This window comes from Amycolatopsis antarctica (assembly GCF_002262875.1).
Lineage (GTDB): Bacteria > Actinomycetota > Actinomycetes > Mycobacteriales > Pseudonocardiaceae > Amycolatopsis > Amycolatopsis antarctica.
Window position 1 is genome coordinate 170439 of sequence record NZ_NKYE01000008.1, and the last position, 16475, is coordinate 186913.

Below are 16475 nucleotides of genomic sequence, written 5' to 3' on the forward strand. Positions count from 1 at the left end.
CCGATGGCCGAGGAAACCGGGGTGACGGTCGCCGACGCGGGCCTGGCCGACCGCGCCGCCGCGCTGGTGGACAAGCTGGTCGCCGACGGCGTGGCGAGCAGGCTCGCCGCGCGGGACGCCACGCTGTGGGGTCCGGACGCGGAGGCCGAGGCGTCCGTCCGGCTGTCCTGGACCTCGCTGCACCAGACGTCCCGGCCGTTGATCGGGGAGATCGAGGCCCTGCGCACGGAGTTGCAGGGCGAGGGCGTCGACCGGGTCGTCCTGGCCGGGATGGGCGGCTCCTCGCTGGCTCCCGAGGTGATCACCTCCACCGAGGACGGGGTGGCGCTGACCGTGCTCGACACCACCGACCCGGGCCAGGTCGCCGACGCGCTCGCCGGTGATCTTCAGCGGACGGTGCTGGTCGTGTCGTCGAAGTCGGGCGGCACCGTCGAGACCGACAGCCACCGGCGGATCTTCGCGAAGGCGTTCGCCGAGGCGGGTGTCGACGCGGCGAGCCGCATCGTGGTGGTGACCGACCCCGGTTCTCCACTGGCCGAGCTGGCCGAACGGGAGGGGTACCGCAAGGTGTTCCTCGCCGATCCGGAGGTCGGCGGGCGTTATTCGGCGCTGACCGCGTTCGGGCTGGTCCCGGCCGGGCTGGCCGGGGCGGATGTCGCGCGTCTGCTGGACCAGGCCGCACTGCTGGCCGCGGACTTGTCCACGGACAGCGCCGGCAACCCGGCCCTGCGGCTGGCCGCGGCGCTCGGCGCGGCACACGAGGCGGGCGCGGAGAAGGTGGTGCTGGCCGACACCGGTTCGGGCATCACCGGTTTCGGCGACTGGGCGGAACAGCTCATCGCGGAGTCCACCGGGAAGCAGGGCACCGGTCTGCTGCCGGTGGTGGTGGACGGCCCCGCCGCGGCCGGTTTCGCCGACGCCGGACCGGACGCGACCCCGGTGGCCATCGGCCCGGCGAACGCCGCCGCGACGATCTCGGTCACCGGCACGCTGGGAGCTCAGATCCTGCTCTGGGAGTACGCGACCGCGATCGTGGGCAGGCTACTGGGCATCGACCCGTTCGATCAGCCGGACGTCGAGGCGGCGAAGAAGGCGGCACGTTCACTGCTGGACTCCCCCGACCCGGCCACGGGCGCCAGCTCACCGTCCACTGTGGATGGACATGTGGAGGTGCACGGCACGGTGGGCGCTTCGGGCGACGGGACGCTCGCCGATGTGCTGACCGAGTTCCTGGACACGGTGCCGGACAACGGTTATCTGGCGGTGCAGGCGTATCTCGATCGGCTGGACGACGCCTCGGCCGCGTTGTTGCGTGCGGAGCTGGCGAAGCGTACCGGCCACCAGGTCACGTTCGGCTGGGGTCCGCGGTTCCTGCACTCGACCGGGCAGTACCACAAGGGCGGTCACCAGAACGGCGTCTTCCTGCAGCTGACCGGTGCGGCCGTGGATGATCTCGAGGTGCCGGACCGGCCGTACACCTTGGGTACGCTGCAGCTCGCGCAGGCGCTGGGCGACGGCCAGGTGCTGGCCGATCACGGGAGGCCGGTGCTGCGGTTGCACCTGACGGACCGGGCCGCCGGGCTGGCAGAACTGGTGCGGGCGGTCCAGCAGGTCCGGCAGGGCTGAGATCGGGTACGTGGACCATGCCGGACGGACCAGCGGACCGTTCCTGCCGGGCGGGCGAACCATCGAACACGGCACGCGGGGGTAACGAGTGAGCAAGCGGTGGACGAATCCGCTGCGGGATCCACGGGACAAGCGACTGCCTCGGATCGCGGGCCCGTCGGGCATGGTGATCTTCGGCGTCACCGGTGATCTGTCCCGTAAGAAGTTGATGCCGGCGATCTACGATCTGGCGAATCGCGGGTTGCTGCCCGCGGGCTTCTCGCTGGTGGGTTTCGCGCGGCGGGACTGGGCTGACCAGGATTTCGGGGAGCTGGTGCACGACGCGGTGGCCGAGCACGCGCGGACCCCTTTCCGGGAGTCGGTGTGGAATCGGCTCGCCGAGGGAATTCGTTTCGTGCAGGGCAGCTTCGATGACGACGATGCTTTCGATCGGCTGGCCGCGACGGTGCGCCAGCTCGACGAGGAGCGGGGCACCGGCGGGAACACGGCGTTCTACCTGTCGATTCCGCCGGGGGCGTTTCCGGTGGTGACCAAGCAGCTCGCTCGTTCCGGCCTGGCCGGCGCGGACGAGGAGAGCTGGCGCCGGGTGGTGATCGAGAAGCCGTTCGGGCACGACCTGTCGAGCGCACGTGAGCTGAACGGCATCGTGAACCACGTTTTTCCCGAGGAGTCGGTGTTCCGCATCGATCATTACCTCGGCAAGGAGACGGTGCAGAATCTGCTGGCGATGCGGTTCGCGAACCAGATGTTCGAGCCGATCTGGAACGCGAACTACGTGGACCACGTGCAGATCACGATGGCCGAGGACATCGGCCTCGGCGGCCGCGCGGGATATTACGACGGTATCGGCGCGGCGCGCGACGTGATCCAGAATCACTTGTTGCAGCTTCTCGCGCTGACGGCGATGGAGGAGCCGACCTCGTTCGACCCGAAGGCGTTGCGCGCGGAGAAGGTCAAGGTGCTGGAGGCGACGAAGGCGGTGGGCCCGTTCGCGGAGACCACAGCGCGTGGCCAGTACGGCGGCGGCTGGCAGGGCGGGAAGAAGGTTCCCGGTTTGTTGCAGGAGGAGGGTTTCGCGCGGGATTCGACGACGGAGACCTACGCGGCGGTGACCTTGGAGGTGCAGAACCGTCGCTGGGCGGGGGTGCCGTTCCACGTCCGTACCGGTAAACGCCTTGGCCGCCGGGTCACGGAGATCGCGGTGATGTTCAAGCGTGCGCCGCATCTGCCGTTCGATTCGACGGCGACGGAGGAGCTGGGGCAGAACGCCCTGGTGATCCGGGTGCAGCCGGACGAGGGTGTGACGATGCGATTCGGTTCGAAGGTGCCGGGCACGACGATGGAGGTCCGGGACGTCACGATGGACTTCGGGTACGGGCACGCGTTCACCGAGTCCTCTCCGGAGGCCTATGAGCGGCTGATTCTGGATGTGCTGCTGGGTGAGCCCTCGTTGTTCCCGGTGAACGAGGAGGTCGAGTTGTCGTGGCGGATCCTGGATCCGGTGTTGCAGTACTGGGCCCGTTCGGGTTCGCCGGAGGCGTATCAGCCGGGTTCGTGGGGGCCGGAGTCGGCGGACGCGATCATGGCCCGCGAGGGACGTCACTGGAGGAGGCCGTGACCGATACTTGCGCAGCCCCGGTCCACGGACACCGACCGGGCGCGGGTGTCCCGCACACCACCGAGGCGACCGTGCCCGATACTCACGCGGACGGTCTGTCCGTGGCACACAGTTCTTTCCACGCTCGGAGGCGTCCGTGATCATCGACATGCCCTCGACGACGACCTCGCAGGTCAACAACAAGCTCGTCGAGCTCAGGGAACGTGGCGGCGCGGTGGCGCTGGGCCGGGTGCTGACGCTGGTGATCGCGGCGGACGACGACGAGCATCTGGAGGATGCGATCGACGCCGCGAACGAGGCGAGCCGGGAGCACCCCTCGCGGGTGATCGTGGTGGCCAAGGGGGTGCGTACGGCGGCGGCGCGGATCGATGGGCAGATCCGGATCGGTGGTGACGCGGGCGCGAGCGAGGTGATCGTGCTGCGCTTGTACGGCGCGCTGGCGAGCCAGGGGCAGAGCGCGGTGGTGCCCTTGCTGCTGCCGGACGCGCCGATCGTGACGTGGTGGCCGAGCAACGGCCCGAAGTCGCCCGCGGCGGATCCGCTGGGTGCCTTGGCGCAGCGCCGGATCACCGATTCGGCGGCGGACAAGAACCCGATCCGGGCGCTGACCGGACGCAGCAAGTCCTATGTGGAGGGTGACACGGACTTGGCGTGGACGCGGTTGACGCACTGGCGTGCGCAGCTCGTGTCGGCGCTGGATCTGCCGCCGTACGAGAAGGTGACGACGGCGACGGTGACGGGTGAGGCGGATTCGCCGTCGACGGAGTTGCTGGCGGGCTGGCTGGCCGAGTATCTGCGGGTGCCGGTGCGGCGGGTCAAGACGACGGGGGCGCAGGGCATCGTGTCGGTGGCGCTGGAGCGGAAGTCCGGGGCGGTGGAGGTGCACCGGCCGGATGGCCGGGTGGGCACGCTGACGCAGCCGGGGCAGCCGACGCGGCGGGTGGCGTTGCAGCGCAGGACCACTCAGGACTGTCTGGTCGAGGAGTTGCGCAGGCTGGATCCGGACGAGATCTACGAGGCCGCGTTGCATGGTCTGGCGAAGTTGTCCACGGGCCGTGAGCGCAAGAAGCCCGCCGCACGGCCGGCGGCGAAGTCCGGGGGCGGTGCTGTCGCGAAGGCCGCGGGCACCTCGGTGAAGGAGAAGGCCTCGTCATGACCGATGCCCAGGTGGTCGTGTATCCCGGTGCGGACCTGCTGGCCGCGGCGTGTGCCGCTCGGCTGGTGACCCGGCTGGTGGATGTGCAGGCGGCGAAGGGCTCGGCCTCGGTGGTGCTGACCGGTGGCGGCACGGGGATCGCGATTCTGGAGCAGTTGCGGCGTTCGCCTGCCCGCGATGCCGTGGACTGGTCTCGGCTGGACGTCTACTGGGGTGATGAGCGGTTCCTGCCTGCCGGTGATCCGGAGCGTAACGAGACGCAGGCGCGTGCGGCGCTGCTGGATCATGTGCCGGTCGATCCGGCCCGGGTGCATGCGATGGCCGCTTCGGACGGTGAGTTCGGTGAGGACGCGGAGGCCGCGGAGGCCGCGGCCGCGGCGTATGCCGAGGTGCTGGCGGGGCGGGCGGTGCCGGAGGATCACGGGCCGGTGCCCGCGTTCGATGTGCTGATGCTCGGTTTGGGCGGCGAGGGGCATACGGCGTCGATCTTCCCGTCCTCTCCCGCCGTGTACGAGACGCGGCGTCCGGTGGTGGCGGTGCGGAACTCGCCGAAGCCGCCGCCGACGCGGGTGTCGCTGACCTTGCCGGCGATCCGCAGGGCGAACGAGGTGTGGCTGGTGACGACCGGCGAGGCGAAGGCCGATGCGGTGGCGTTGGCGTTGGCCGGTGCGGGTGAGGTGCAGTTGCCGGTGGCGGGTGCCCGGGGTTCGCGGCGGACTCTGTGGTTGCTGGACCGTTCGGCCGCGTCGAAGCTGGGCCGGGTGTACCAGCCCCCGTTGTCCTGATCTCGTCCTGCCGGTTTGCGGGAGTCGGCCGGCGGAGTCGTTGCTCTCGTGCCGGTGTGTGGTGTTGCGCTGGTGTGCCAGAATCCCGTCGGTAAATGGCACACCGACAACAAATCCCACACGTTTGCATTCGTGTATTTGTTGCTCGCGGCGCGTCCCGATCGGGTCTTTTCTCCATCTCACTTCACAAGACCACGACACGGGAGGTCCGAGCAGTGACCACAGAGGGACTCTCCATGCCGCACATCGCCGTCGGTTCCACCAGCGCGCGGTCAGGCGAGCGGCAGCGACGCACGGCCGGTACGCGCCGTGCCGCTCTCCCCCATCGCGGGACGCTGCGCCCGTACGCGCTGGACATCACCGTGATCCTGCTGGCCGGACTCGACGTGTGGATGGTTGGCCCCGAACAGGTCCCCAGTTACTCGATCGTCCTATCGGTGCTGGCATGCCTGGCGTTAGCAGGGCGCCGCTGGTTTCCTTTCGCCGTTCTCCTGCTGACCGTCCCGGGGTTCCTGGCGGGCTGGGCGCAGATCGCCGCCATGTTCGCCCTCGGCATGCTCGCCACCCGCAAGCAGTTCCACTGGCAGGTGTGGGTCGGTGCCGGTCTGATCTGGGTCTGCCGGTTCTTCCAGTGGCCGCTGGAGGAGTTCATGGACCTGAGCTGGCAGATGCACGTCCGCAACGCCATCTACGGCGTCGTGGTGGCCGGGATGCCGGTGGCCATCGGACTGCTGATCGGTGCCCGCTCCGAGCTGTCCGCGCGCCTGGCCGAGCTGGCCGCCAGCCGTGATCGTGAACGGATACTGCACGCCCAGGCGGTTCGTGCCGATGAACGCGCGAAGCTGGCCCGCGACATGCACGACGTGGTCTCGCACGACATCACCCTGATCGCGATGCAGGCGAACGCCCTGTCGGTGTCCAACACGAGTGCCGAGGCCCAGCGCACGGCCGACACGATCCGGCAGTTGAGCAAGCACACGCTCGAGGAGCTGCGGTCGCTGGTGGGCCTGTTGCGCTCCAGTGGGCAGACCGAGCCGTCCCAGCCCGGCATCACCGAACTCGATCAGCTCGTGCGCAACACCAACGTCCCGGTGCAGCTCACGGTCGAGAGCGTGCCGGACGGGCTGCCGAACGACGTGTCCGCGGCCGCCTACCGGACCGTGCAGGAGTGCCTGACGAACGTGCACAAGCACGCGCCGGGAGCCGGGGCGACAGTACGGGTCCGCGGCGAGGACGACGGTCTGCGCATCGAGGTGCACAACGCACCGGGCACGACGGCAACCGCCGGGCTGCCCTCCGGCGGGCACGGGCTCACCGGTATGGCGGAACGGGCGCGGATGCTCGGTGGGACCTTCGAGACGGCGCCGACGGAGGACGGCGGGTTCCGCGTGCGCGCGAGCTACCCGGTCGACACCTGATCGGTGGCCGGCCGCGTTCGGGGCGCTCCCCTTCGGCGTGCGCCCCTCCGGGACCGACTCGGCGGCCCTCTCCGCCCGCCTCGTGCGGGTGCGGGATGGCCGGCCCGTGTCCGGGGTCCCCGGCCGGCAGGGCGAGGGCCCGGTGGCTCGTCACCGGTGACCGGCGTACCGAACACGGCCACGGGCCTGGTTCCGGTCACCCGGAACCAGGCCCGTGGCCGTTGTGGTTCTGTGCTCGTCCGCGCTCAGATCTCGCGGCGCTGGCGCAGCCGCTCCAGCGCCTCGGCGAGGATGGCCTCGCCGTCGGAGTCGCTGCGGCGCTCCTTCACGTAGGCGAGGTGCGTCTTGTACGGCTCGGTGCGGCGCGCGGCGGGCGGGTTCTTCTCGTCCTGTCCGCCGGGGAGCCCGCAGCGCGGGCAGTCCCACTCGTCCGGGATCTCGGCTTCCATCGAGAACGAGGGCTGCGCCTCGTGCCCGTTGGCGCACCAGTAGGAGATCCGGCGCCGGGGAGCGGACTCGCCGCGCTCCGACTCACCGGTCGGGCCGGCACCGATCCTGGTGCCGCGAATTGCGTTACCGCCAACCATGATTCCTCACACCCACCAGAATGTTCGACGTACGCGGCGCCTTCTCACGCCGGGCACTCAGACCTTGAGCAGCAGGCCGAGGCCGACGATGCTGATCAGCCATACGGCACCGAGCAGCAGGGTGATCCGGTCGAGGTTCTTCTCGGCCACACTCGACCCGGACAGGCTCGACTGCATGCCGCCGCCGAACAGCGACGACAGACCGCCACCACGGCCACGGTGCAGCAGCACCGCGACGACCAGCAGCACGCTGGAGGCGATCAACAGGATCTGCAGGAAAAGCTTCATCTCATCCTCGTTCGTGCGGCGGCCTGAACGCCCAGATTAGCGCGTGGCCGCATGGTTCAGGGCAGCGGCCCACCAGCCGCGAGCGCGCAGAGCTTCGTGAACTCCTCGCCGTCCAGGCTCGCGCCACCGACCAGTGCGCCGTCCACGTTCTCACAGGCGATCAGTTCGCCGATGTTGCCGGACTTCACCGAGCCGCCGTAGAGCACGCGGACGCCGGCCGCGACCTCGTCACCGTACTTGCCGGCGAGGGTGGAGCGGATCGCGGCACAGACCTCCTCGGCGTCGGCCGGGGTGGCCACCCGGCCGGTGCCGATGGCCCAGACCGGCTCGTAGGCGACGACGAGGCCCGCGACCTGGTCGGCCTTGAGGCCCTTGAGCGCCGCGACGACCTGGGCGGTGGTGTGCTCGATCTGACCGCCCGCCTCACGCACCTCGAGGGGCTCGCCGACACACAGGATCGGCGTGATGCCGTTCTTGACGGCCGCCCGGACCTTCTTGTTCACCACCTCGTCGGTTTCCGCGTGGTACTCACGCCGCTCGGAGTGGCCCACGGTGACGTAGGTGCAGCCGAGCTTGGCAAGCATCGGGCCGGACACCTCGCCGGTGTAGGCACCCGACTCGTGCGCCGAGAGGTCCTGCGCGCCGTAGACGAGCAGCATCTTGTCGCCGTCGGTCAGTGTCTGCACGCTGCGGATGTCGGTGAACGGCGGCAGAACCGCCACCTCGACCTTGCCGTAGTACTTGTCCGGCAGGGCGAACGCGATCTTCTGCACCAGTGCGATGGCCTCGAGGTGGTTGAGGTTCATCTTCCAGTTGCCTGCGATGAGGGGCTTGCGGGCCATCAGTCGTTCTCCTCCAGCACGGACACCCCGGGCAGGTCCTTGCCCTCCAGGTATTCCAGCGAGGCTCCCCCGCCGGTCGAGATATGGGAGAAGCCGTCCTCGGGCAGGCCCAGCAGGCGCACCGCCGCGGCGGAGTCGCCACCACCGACCACGCTGAAGGCGTCCGAGTCGACGATCGCCTGCGCCACTCCGCGGGTGCCGCCGGAGAAGGGTGCCAGCTCGAACACGCCCGCGGGGCCGTTCCAGAACACGGTGCCGGCCCCGGCGATGACCTCACTGAAGCGCCGCACGCTGTTGGGGCCGATGTCGAGGCCCTTCCAGGCGGCCGGGATGGCGTCGGACGGAACCGTCCGCACCTCCACGTCCTCGGTCATCGCCTCGGCCACGACCACGTCCACCGGCAGCACGATCCGGTCGCCGTGCTCGTCGAGGAGCCGCTTCGCCGTGTCGACGAAGTCGCTCTCCAGCAGTGATCCGCCGACGTCGTGGCCCTGGGCGGCGAGGAAGGTGAACGCCATCCCGCCGCCGATGAGCAGCGAGTCGACCTTCGGCAGCAGCGCGGAGATCACGGCGAGCTTGTCCGAGACCTTCGATCCGCCGAGCACGACCACGTACGGCCGCGCGGGCTCACCGGTCAGCCTGCCCAGCACCTCCAGCTCGGCCAGCACGAGGCCGCCCGCGTAGGCGGGCAGCTCCCTGGCCACCTCGTACACCGAGGCCTGCTTGCGGTGCACCACGCCGAAACCGTCGGAGACGAACGCACCCCCGGGCCCCCCGGCGGCGTCCGCGGTCAGCGCCGCCAGCTCGCCGGCCAGTTCGGCCCGGTCGCTCTCGGTCTTGCTGGTCTCCCGCGGGTCGAACCGCACGTTCTCCAGCAGCGCGACCTGGCCGTCGGCGAGCGAGGCCGCGACGGAGCGGGCCTGCTCCCCCACCACGTCGCCGGCGAGGCGGACCTCGGCGCCGAGCAGCTCGCCGAGCCGCTCGGCGACCGGGGCCAGCGAGTACCTCGGATCCGGCGCGCCCTTGGGCCTGCCGAGGTGCGCGGCGACGATCACCTTCGCGCCCGCGTCCGCGAGCCGCTCGATGGTCGGCAACGCGGCCCTGACCCGGCCGTCGTCGGTGATGGTGGATCCGTCGAGGGGGACGTTCAGGTCCGAGCGCACGAGCACGCGCCGTCCCGAGACGCCCTCGGCGAGCAGGTCTTCGACAGACTTCACAGCGTCTTCGTTCCTCTGGTCTCGGCGTGGTGCGCGGGTCAGGACAGCTTGGAGCCGACCAGCTTCACCAGGTCCGCGAGGCGGCTGGAGTAGCCCCACTCGTTGTCGTACCAGCCGACGACCTTCACCTGGTTGCCGATGACCTTGGTCAGCGGGGCGTCGTAGATGCAGGAGGACGGGTCGGTGACGATGTCCGAGGAGACGATCGGCTCCTCGCTGTAGCGCAGGATGCCCTTGAGCGGACCGTCCGCGGCGGCGCGGTAGGCGGCGTTGATCTCGTCGATCGAGGCGGCCTTGGACAGGGTGACGGTCAGGTCGGTGGTGGAGCCGGTCGGCACCGGGACGCGCAGCGCGTAGCCGTCCAGCTTGCCGTTGAGCTCCGGCAGCACCAGGCCGATGGCCTTCGCGGCGCCGGTACCGGTGGGCACGATGTTCAGCGCGGCGGCGCGGGCGCGGCGCAGGTCCTTGTGCGGGCCGTCCTGCAGGTTCTGGTCGGCGGTGTAGGCGTGGATCGTGGTCATCAGGCCGTGCTCGACACCGAAGGCGTCGTGCAGGACCTTGGCCAGCGGGCCGAGGCAGTTGGTGGTGCAGGAGGCGTTCGAGATGATCGCCTGCGAGCCGTCGTACTGGCCGTCGTTGACGCCGAGCACCACGGTGAGGTCCTCGCCCTTGGCCGGGGCGGAGACGATGACCTTCTTCGCGCCCGCGTCGATGTGCTTGCGCGCGTCCTCGGCGTTGGTGAAGAACCCGGTGGACTCGATGACCACGTCGACGCCGAGGTCGCCCCACGGCAGCTTGGCCGGGTCGCGCTCGGCGAACGCCTTGATCGTCCGGCCGCCGACGGTGATGCCCTCGTCGTTGGAGCTGATCTCCTCGGGGAAACGGCCGAGCACGCTGTCGTACTTGAGCAGGTGCGCGAGCGCGGCGTTGTCGGTGAGGTCGTTGACCGCCACGATCTCGATGTCGTGACCGCTGGCCACGGCTGCACGGAAGAAGTTGCGGCCGATGCGGCCGAAGCCGTTGACGCCTACGCGAACCGTCACTGCTCTTGTCTCCTCTGGGGGCTGGACCCGGCCCCGGGGCCGGGCGCGACGTGCTGTGCTCAACGGCCACCCTAGCGTGCGACCACCTCCGTATCCGCAGGCCTCCGCCGATGGCCGGGGAGATTCCGGCCACCGGGACGCGCCGGATCAGGAGTTGAGTTCACGCTCCAGCGGGGTGCGGAAACGGGGCGTGACCGGACCTCGCCCAGCCACGTGCCGAGCCGGTGCGCCGCCGCGTCCACGGCCGCGGCGCGTTCGCTGCCGATGTCGGTGAGCAGGCGGGCCACCACCTCCCCGCCCGGGCGCTGCGCCCAGCCGCCGACCACCCGGCCGTCCGCCCAGACCGTAGGGCCGATGTTGCCGGACCGGTCGAACAACGGCGCCTCGTGCCCGTCCAGGAACCAGCCGCGCTCCTTCCAGCCCATCGGAGTCGGGTCCAGCGCGGGCAGCAGGGCGATCCACGGCTCCGGTTCGGGCACCGGCTCCAGGTCCGCGGGCAGGGCGATACCGGGCGTTCCGTGCAGGTCGACCTCCACCGGTGACAGCGGCGCCAGTGCCCGCGCCGTCCTGGCCGCCGTCCAGCCGGTCCACCAGCGCAGGTCGGCGACGGTCGCCGGACCGTACGCCCGGAGCCAGGCCCGCGCGAGCGCGGTGCCCGCCTGCTGTTCGTCCATTCCGGTCATCCCGGTCGGGCCGCCGGGCAGCCAGTCGGCGGTGGTGGACCAGTGGTACTGGGAGCTCAGCCAGGTGCCACGGGGACGCCCGCGCACGATGCGCCCGTCCGCGGCGAGCAGGAACAGCACCCGGCTGGTGATGTTGCCGGTCGCCTCGTAGGGCTTGCCCCGCGCCATCACCAGCCGCTGCCGCAGCCGCGGCTCGTCCTCGGCGAGCTGTGTGGCGGTGGCCGAGCCGCGCGCGGCCAGCGCCGCGTACGTGCCTTCCTCCACCTCGCGCAGCCAGGACGCCGGGTCGCCGGCCGGCGGCGGCTCGGCCTGCTCGGCGAGATGCCGCACGAGCAGCGTCCGCTGCCGCCGGGCGATGTCGTCGGCGCAGGCCGCCTGCACGACGGGTGCCGTGGCGGTGCCGACGACGAACACGGTACGGCGCATGCCGAGCAGCCGGACGAGGGACCGCTGTTCGTAGAGGGCGCGTTCGAGATCGGCGACCACGGGCTCGCGGATCCGCGCGGCGACCGAGAGGTGCACGGTGGCCGGGTCGGTGGCGTGCAGCGCCACCATCGCCGCCGCCGCGGCCTCCGGGCCGGTACCGGGGGCGGCGAGCAGGTGCCGCACGCCGAGACGGGCGCGGCGCTGGGCGAGGTCGATGGCCGGTGTCACCGGGTGTTCGTACCAGCGGGCACCGACAGCCGCCCGCTCCTGCCGGTCACGGCGAGCCGTCCTCCCCCGCCGGGGCCTCCTCCCCCGCCGGGACCTCCACCTCCACGTGTGCCCGGTCGTCGCCGGGGGCGGTGAACAGCCGGGTGGCGGAGAGCCGGGAGGTGCCGTCCGGCCGGTCGAGTTCGTCCAGGGCGCCGCGCATCGTGGCGTCGACCGAGAGGTACTTGCGACCGGCGCGCAGGTCGGCGTCGTTGCGCAGGCGGATGATCAGCGGGAACTCGCTGAGCGCGCCCGCGTCGAACAGACCGGTGGTGTAAATGAGCTGGACGCCGAGCGCACGCGCCACGACGCGCTGCAGCTCCAGCAGGTAACCGGCGGACGCGCGGCCGATCGGGTTGTCCAGGAACAGCACCCCGGAGTGCGGGTTGCGTACCTTGCCCCGGTTGTTGGCCCGTAGCGCGGCGAGCGTGCAGTACAGGATGATCGCGGCGGTGAGCTGCTGGCCGCCGGAGAAGACGTCGCGGATCTCCGAAACCCGCTGGCGTTCGGTGCGCAGCACCGAGTCGGGCTTGAGCATGTCCACCCGGAATCCCTTCGGCACGGCCGCCTGGACCCCGCGCAGCACCAGGGACATGCCGTCCCGCTTGACGTCGCGGCCGTCCCGGGTCCTGCCGATCGCGGCCTCGTCGACGACCTCGCCCAACGCCTCGGCGAGCACGTTGTCCTCCGGGTCGGCGAACCGGACCCGGAGGAACTCCTGCCCGGACCAGTCGCCGAGTCCCTCCGGCAACCGGGACAGGCGTTGCGCGGAGCGCAGCATGCGCAGTGCCCCGTCGACCATGCCCTGCAGCCGGGCGACGATGCCGGAGCGGTGCCGGTCGATCTGGGCCAGGTCGTCGGTGAGCGTGCGCAGCCGCGGCCGCAGTGCCGAGGACCACTCGGCGGCGTGGCCGGGCAGGTTGTCCCGCCGCACCGAGACGATCTGCTGACGCACCGGGCTGCTCAGGTGCTCGAAACGCTTCTCCGTGGCGTACTGCGCCAGCGTGTCGGCGGCGGCGCGGACCCGAGACTGGGCGGCGTCGACGGCCGAGTCGGCGGAGCGAAGTGCCTCGGTGAGCCTGCTGTACTTGGTCTGGGCGGCGTCGAGATCGCCGTCGAAGATGCCGGCGTCCTGGTGCCCCTCGGCGAGCTGGGTCATGGATTCGGCGAGCACGCGGAAACCGGTGGCCGCGGAGCGGGCGTTGTCCAGCACGTACTCGGCTTCCCCGCGCCGGGCCTGCGATTGCTCCAGGGTCCGTGCGGCCGCGGTGGCCTCGGCCGTGGCGGTCTCGATCAGCTCGTGCCCGTGCTCCACCCCGGTCGGCCTGCCGTAGCCCTCCAGCGAGGACGGCTGTTTCGGGAACTGCTCCAGCTCGGCACGGCGGGTGGCGACCACCCCGATCGCCTCCGCGTGCCGCTCCTCCAGCACGGCGACCGCTCGCACGGCGCGTTCCCGCGCGGCCGAGCGGGTGGCCGCGTCCGATCCGTCCGGGGTCTCCAGCATCCCGCCCGCGCGGGCGCGGACCTCGGCCTCCAGCGCTTCCAGCGCGGCCCTGGCCGCCGATTCGGCACGTTCGGCCTGCTCCAGCTCGGCCCGCAGGTCGCTGCCGACCTCGACGCGGGCGTACGACTCGCTGGCCGCGACGAAGGTGCGGCGCAGAGCGTCGACCGGTTCGGCCGGGACCGGGTCCTCGGTGGACGCCGACCCGCCGCCGGGTACCTCGGCGAGTTCGGCGCGCGCGCTGCTCACGGTGCGGCGGTGCCCGTCCGCCGTGCGCTGCTCCTCGGCCGCCCGTTCACGTGACCGGGCGGCAGCGGCGGCAGCGGCCCCGGCCTCGGCCTGTCCGCGCTCGACGAGCTCGGCCGCCCGTTCCGCCGCGTCCGTCCACTGTGGAATGCGAGCGGCACGTTCGGCGAGCGCGACCAGGTCGCGGGCACGGGTGTCGGCGGTCTCGACCTCATCGCGGCGTCCGGGGAGCTGCTCGCGCAGCCGGACCCGGCGGGCGGTCAGCTCCTCCGCGGCGCGCTCGGCCCCGGTCTCGGCCGCCTCCGCGGCACCGAGTTCGGCGGTGGCCAGCTCGGCGTCCTCGGCGAGGGTGCCGATGGCGCCGGGCGGGTAGTCCTCGCGCCACGCGGTGAGTTTCCATTCCAGCGCGGCGTCGGTGTCGACGGCGGCGGCGAGCGCTTCGAGCTGCTTCTGCCGCCGGGAGTTGCGCGCGGCGATCGCCCGCCGTTCGGCGTCGGCGGCGTCCTCGTCGTACATCGCGGGATTGGGCGGTACGAGGAAGTCCAGTCCGGCGGGCTCGCCACCCTCCGCCCGCACGGCGGCGGTGGTGCCCACGCCGAGCGTCACGCTGGGCAGCAGTTTCGCCTCGGTCAGCGCGGTGCGGGCCCGGTCGAGCTGGCCCGCCTCGTTGACCAGCAGTCCACCCACCAGGTGCGGATAGTGGGCCAGCGCGCGAACCCGGGCTTCCGCGTCCATTGTGGACAGATACCGCCAGCCGGACCACGCGGTGACCCCGGCCCGCTCCAGCACGTCCAGCGCCGCCTGCACCTCGGGTGGGGCCGGCAGCAGGCCGCCGTCGCCGAGCGCCGCCAGTGCCCGCTCGTCGACGGCCTCCTCCATCCGCAGCACCGTGCGTTCCCGCTCGGATTCGGCTCGCGCCTCCCGCAGCCTGCCCAGCAGCGCGGGCGCGTCGGTCTCCGGGCGGACGCCGTCGCCGCCGAGCAGTTCGGCGAGGCGCGGCTGGGCGGCGAGCGCGTCGGTGCGCCGGTGCGCCTTCTCCAGTTCGGCGGCTGCCCGGTCGGCCAGCCCCTGTGCGGAACTGACCCGGTGGCGCGCGGTGTGCAGGGCGGACTGCGCCTCGGCGAGGTCCTCGCCGAGGGTCTCCAGTTCGGCCTCGGCGGTGGCGAGCTCGCGGCGGGCGGTCTCGGCGGCGGTCCGGGCACGCTGGGACGACGCGGCCGCGTCGGTGCCGTCGGGCAGCAGGCCGTCCCGGGAGAAGATGCGGATCTCGCCGCGCACCTCCTCGATGCGCTCGGCGAGTTGCGCCGACTCGGCGGTGTACCTCGCCGCCGTCGCGGTGGCCGTGTCGCGTTCCGACTGCGCGGTGGCCGCTTCCTCGCGCAGCGTCACGGCCGCGCGTTCCGCGGTGTCGGCCTGCTCGCCGGCCTGCTCGGCGAGGGCGAGCAGGCCCCGCGCCAGCGCGACGGCGGCCGCGTTCTTCGCCTCCAGCGCGGGTTTCGCCGTCTCCTCGCGTTCGCCGACCAGTTCCCGGATGGCGGCGGCGTCCCTGGCCGCGGTGACGTGCGCCAGCACCGTGCTGGTCTCCCGCCAGGCCTGCGCGGTGAGCCGGGCGTCGGCGAGTTCGCCGTCGAAGCCTTCCTTGGCCGACACCGCGTCGGCCAGCCGCATGTCGGCGACGACGCGGCGCAGCTCGGTGACGACCGCGGCGAGCCTGCGGTGATCGCCCTCGGCGAGCCGTTCGGCGCCGCGCGTCTCCTCCACGTGCGCTTCGAGTCCGTCGAGTCGCTCCGACTCGACCCGATGCCGGGCGAGGATCCGCCCGGCCAGCTCGCCCGCCTCGGCGCGGGCGGTGGCCGCGAGCGAGCGCGAGGCGGCCGCCATCGACTCCTCCTCGGACAACGGACCGAGCAGGTCGAGCGCGCCGGCGACGAAGTCCCGTTCGGCGATCAGCTCGCCGCGCTGGCCAAGGTTGTCGGCGTAGGTGCGGACGACTTCGGCCAGGTCACGCGGATCGTCCTCGGTGAGCACGGCCTTGAGCAGGAACTCGACGAAGGCCTCGTCGGTGTTGAAGGCGAAGGCATCGGCGGCCTCGCCCTCGCCCGCGTTCATCGCCCGCTGATAGCGGAACAGTTCGGTGTCCAGGCCGATCGTGTCGAGCCGCTCGGTCCACTCGTGGTGCCGCCGGGTCCAGGACAGTTCCAGTTCCGGTTCGGCCCGGTGCCGGGTCTCGAGCTGCTCGCCGAAGCCGGACATCGTCAGCAGCCTGCCCTCGGCGGTGAGCGGCAGCGTGTCCAGCCCGACGGTGTCGCTGGGCCGGAAGCAGTACCAGGAGTCGATCAGGTTGGCCGGGTCCGAGGAGACGACGTGACCCCGCCATTCGGAGACCTTGCCGGTGATCACCCGGCTGCCGGTGTCGGTGTGCTGCCACTCCAGCACCACGTGCGAGACGTCCTTGGCCCCGACGAACTTCTCCAGCACGCGGGTACTGGTGGTGCCCACGACCTGGCGGCGGCCGGGCAGCATGACCGAGAAGATCAGCTTGATCAGTACCGACTTGCCGCCGCCGTTCTCCAGGAACAGCACGCTGGCGGGCGACGGGCGGCGCGGCAGGCCCTGGCCCGCCGAATGGATGCCCGCGGTGAACAGCGCGTCCTGCGAGGGCGCGCGCACCGCGGCGCCGACCTCGCTGAGGTCGAGCACCACGTCCTGGTACCGCGCGCCGGAGGGCCCCACCGAGTGCAGCCGGACCCGTGACAGCTCGTACATTCCCGC

Annotated in this window: 11 protein-coding genes and 1 pseudogene; 5 read left to right on the forward strand and 7 right to left on the reverse strand. The window is 71.7% G+C overall.

The window, feature by feature from the left end; all coding sequences use genetic code 11:
- Window positions 1-3 precede the first annotated feature (3 nt).
- The 5 genes from CFN78_RS15330 (at window position 4) to CFN78_RS15350 (ending at window position 6603) form a co-directional block, all read left to right on the forward strand.
- Complete coding sequence (locus CFN78_RS15330; RefSeq protein WP_094863463.1) at window positions 4-1626, forward strand: glucose-6-phosphate isomerase; 1623 nt, start codon at window positions 4-6, stop codon at window positions 1624-1626.
- A gap of 88 nt (window positions 1627-1714) precedes the next feature.
- Window positions 1715-3244 (forward strand): glucose-6-phosphate dehydrogenase, encoded by a 1530-nt coding sequence (gene zwf, locus CFN78_RS15335; protein WP_094863464.1) that lies wholly within the window; start codon window positions 1715-1717, stop codon window positions 3242-3244.
- Window positions 3245-3380: 136 nt separating this feature from the next.
- Window positions 3381-4400, forward strand: a complete 1020-nt coding sequence (gene opcA, locus CFN78_RS15340; protein ID WP_094863465.1) for a glucose-6-phosphate dehydrogenase assembly protein OpcA — start codon at window positions 3381-3383, stop codon at window positions 4398-4400.
- Entirely contained in the window at window positions 4397-5185 is a 789-nt protein-coding gene (pgl, locus tag CFN78_RS15345; RefSeq protein WP_094863466.1) for a 6-phosphogluconolactonase, read from the forward strand. Before opcA ends, pgl begins: the two co-directional genes overlap by 4 nt.
- Before the next feature lie 215 nt (window positions 5186-5400).
- Window positions 5401-6603, forward strand: a complete 1203-nt coding sequence (locus CFN78_RS15350; RefSeq protein WP_240519470.1) for a sensor histidine kinase — start codon at window positions 5401-5403, stop codon at window positions 6601-6603.
- A gap of 245 nt (window positions 6604-6848) precedes the next feature.
- Here the strand turns inward: CFN78_RS15350 and CFN78_RS15355 are convergent, their stop codons facing one another.
- The 7 genes and pseudogenes from CFN78_RS15355 to CFN78_RS15385 all read right to left on the reverse strand — a co-directional run bounded on the left by CFN78_RS15355 (window position 6849) and on the right by CFN78_RS15385 (window position 16469).
- A complete protein-coding gene (locus tag CFN78_RS15355; RefSeq protein ID WP_094863468.1) occupies window positions 6849-7190 on the reverse strand; it encodes an RNA polymerase-binding protein RbpA in 342 nt (113 codons plus the stop codon).
- A 57-nt stretch (window positions 7191-7247) separates the two neighbouring features.
- A complete protein-coding gene (gene secG, locus CFN78_RS15360) occupies window positions 7248-7478 on the reverse strand; it encodes a preprotein translocase subunit SecG (protein ID WP_094863469.1) in 231 nt (76 codons plus the stop codon).
- 56 nt (window positions 7479-7534) lie between these two features.
- Window positions 7535-8320: a triose-phosphate isomerase gene (tpiA, locus tag CFN78_RS15365; protein WP_094863470.1), complete on the reverse strand. Its 786-nt coding sequence runs from the start codon at window positions 8318-8320 to the stop codon at window positions 7535-7537.
- Complete coding sequence (locus tag CFN78_RS15370) at window positions 8320-9537, reverse strand: phosphoglycerate kinase (protein WP_094863471.1); 1218 nt, start codon at window positions 9535-9537, stop codon at window positions 8320-8322. Before CFN78_RS15370 ends, tpiA begins: the two co-directional genes overlap by 1 nt.
- Before the next feature lie 38 nt (window positions 9538-9575).
- A complete protein-coding gene (gene gap / locus CFN78_RS15375) occupies window positions 9576-10580 on the reverse strand; it encodes a type I glyceraldehyde-3-phosphate dehydrogenase (protein ID WP_094863472.1) in 1005 nt (334 codons plus the stop codon).
- A gap of 147 nt (window positions 10581-10727) precedes the next feature.
- Window positions 10728-11917, reverse strand: a pseudogene (locus CFN78_RS15380) (winged helix DNA-binding domain-containing protein).
- Between the two features lie 46 nt (window positions 11918-11963).
- A complete protein-coding gene (locus CFN78_RS15385; RefSeq protein ID WP_240519471.1) occupies window positions 11964-16469 on the reverse strand; it encodes a coiled-coil domain-containing protein in 4506 nt (1501 codons plus the stop codon).
- Between the last annotated feature and the right edge of the window lie 6 nt (window positions 16470-16475).

Coding starts and splice junctions, on each gene's coding strand:
- secG (WP_094863469.1), bottom strand. CDS start 7,478: ATGAAGCTTTTCCTGCAGATCCTGTTGATCGCCTCCAGCGTGCTGCTG.
- CFN78_RS15385 (WP_240519471.1), bottom strand. CDS start 16,469: ATGTACGAGCTGTCACGGGTCCGGCTGCACTCGGTGGGGCCCTCCGGC.
- CFN78_RS15355 (WP_094863468.1), bottom strand. CDS start 7,190: ATGGTTGGCGGTAACGCAATTCGCGGCACCAGGATCGGTGCCGGCCCG.
- CFN78_RS15330 (WP_094863463.1), top strand. CDS start 4: ATGGCCGAGGAAACCGGGGTGACGGTCGCCGACGCGGGCCTGGCCGAC.
- pgl (WP_094863466.1), top strand. CDS start 4,397: ATGACCGATGCCCAGGTGGTCGTGTATCCCGGTGCGGACCTGCTGGCC.
- tpiA (WP_094863470.1), bottom strand. CDS start 8,320: ATGGCCCGCAAGCCCCTCATCGCAGGCAACTGGAAGATGAACCTCAAC.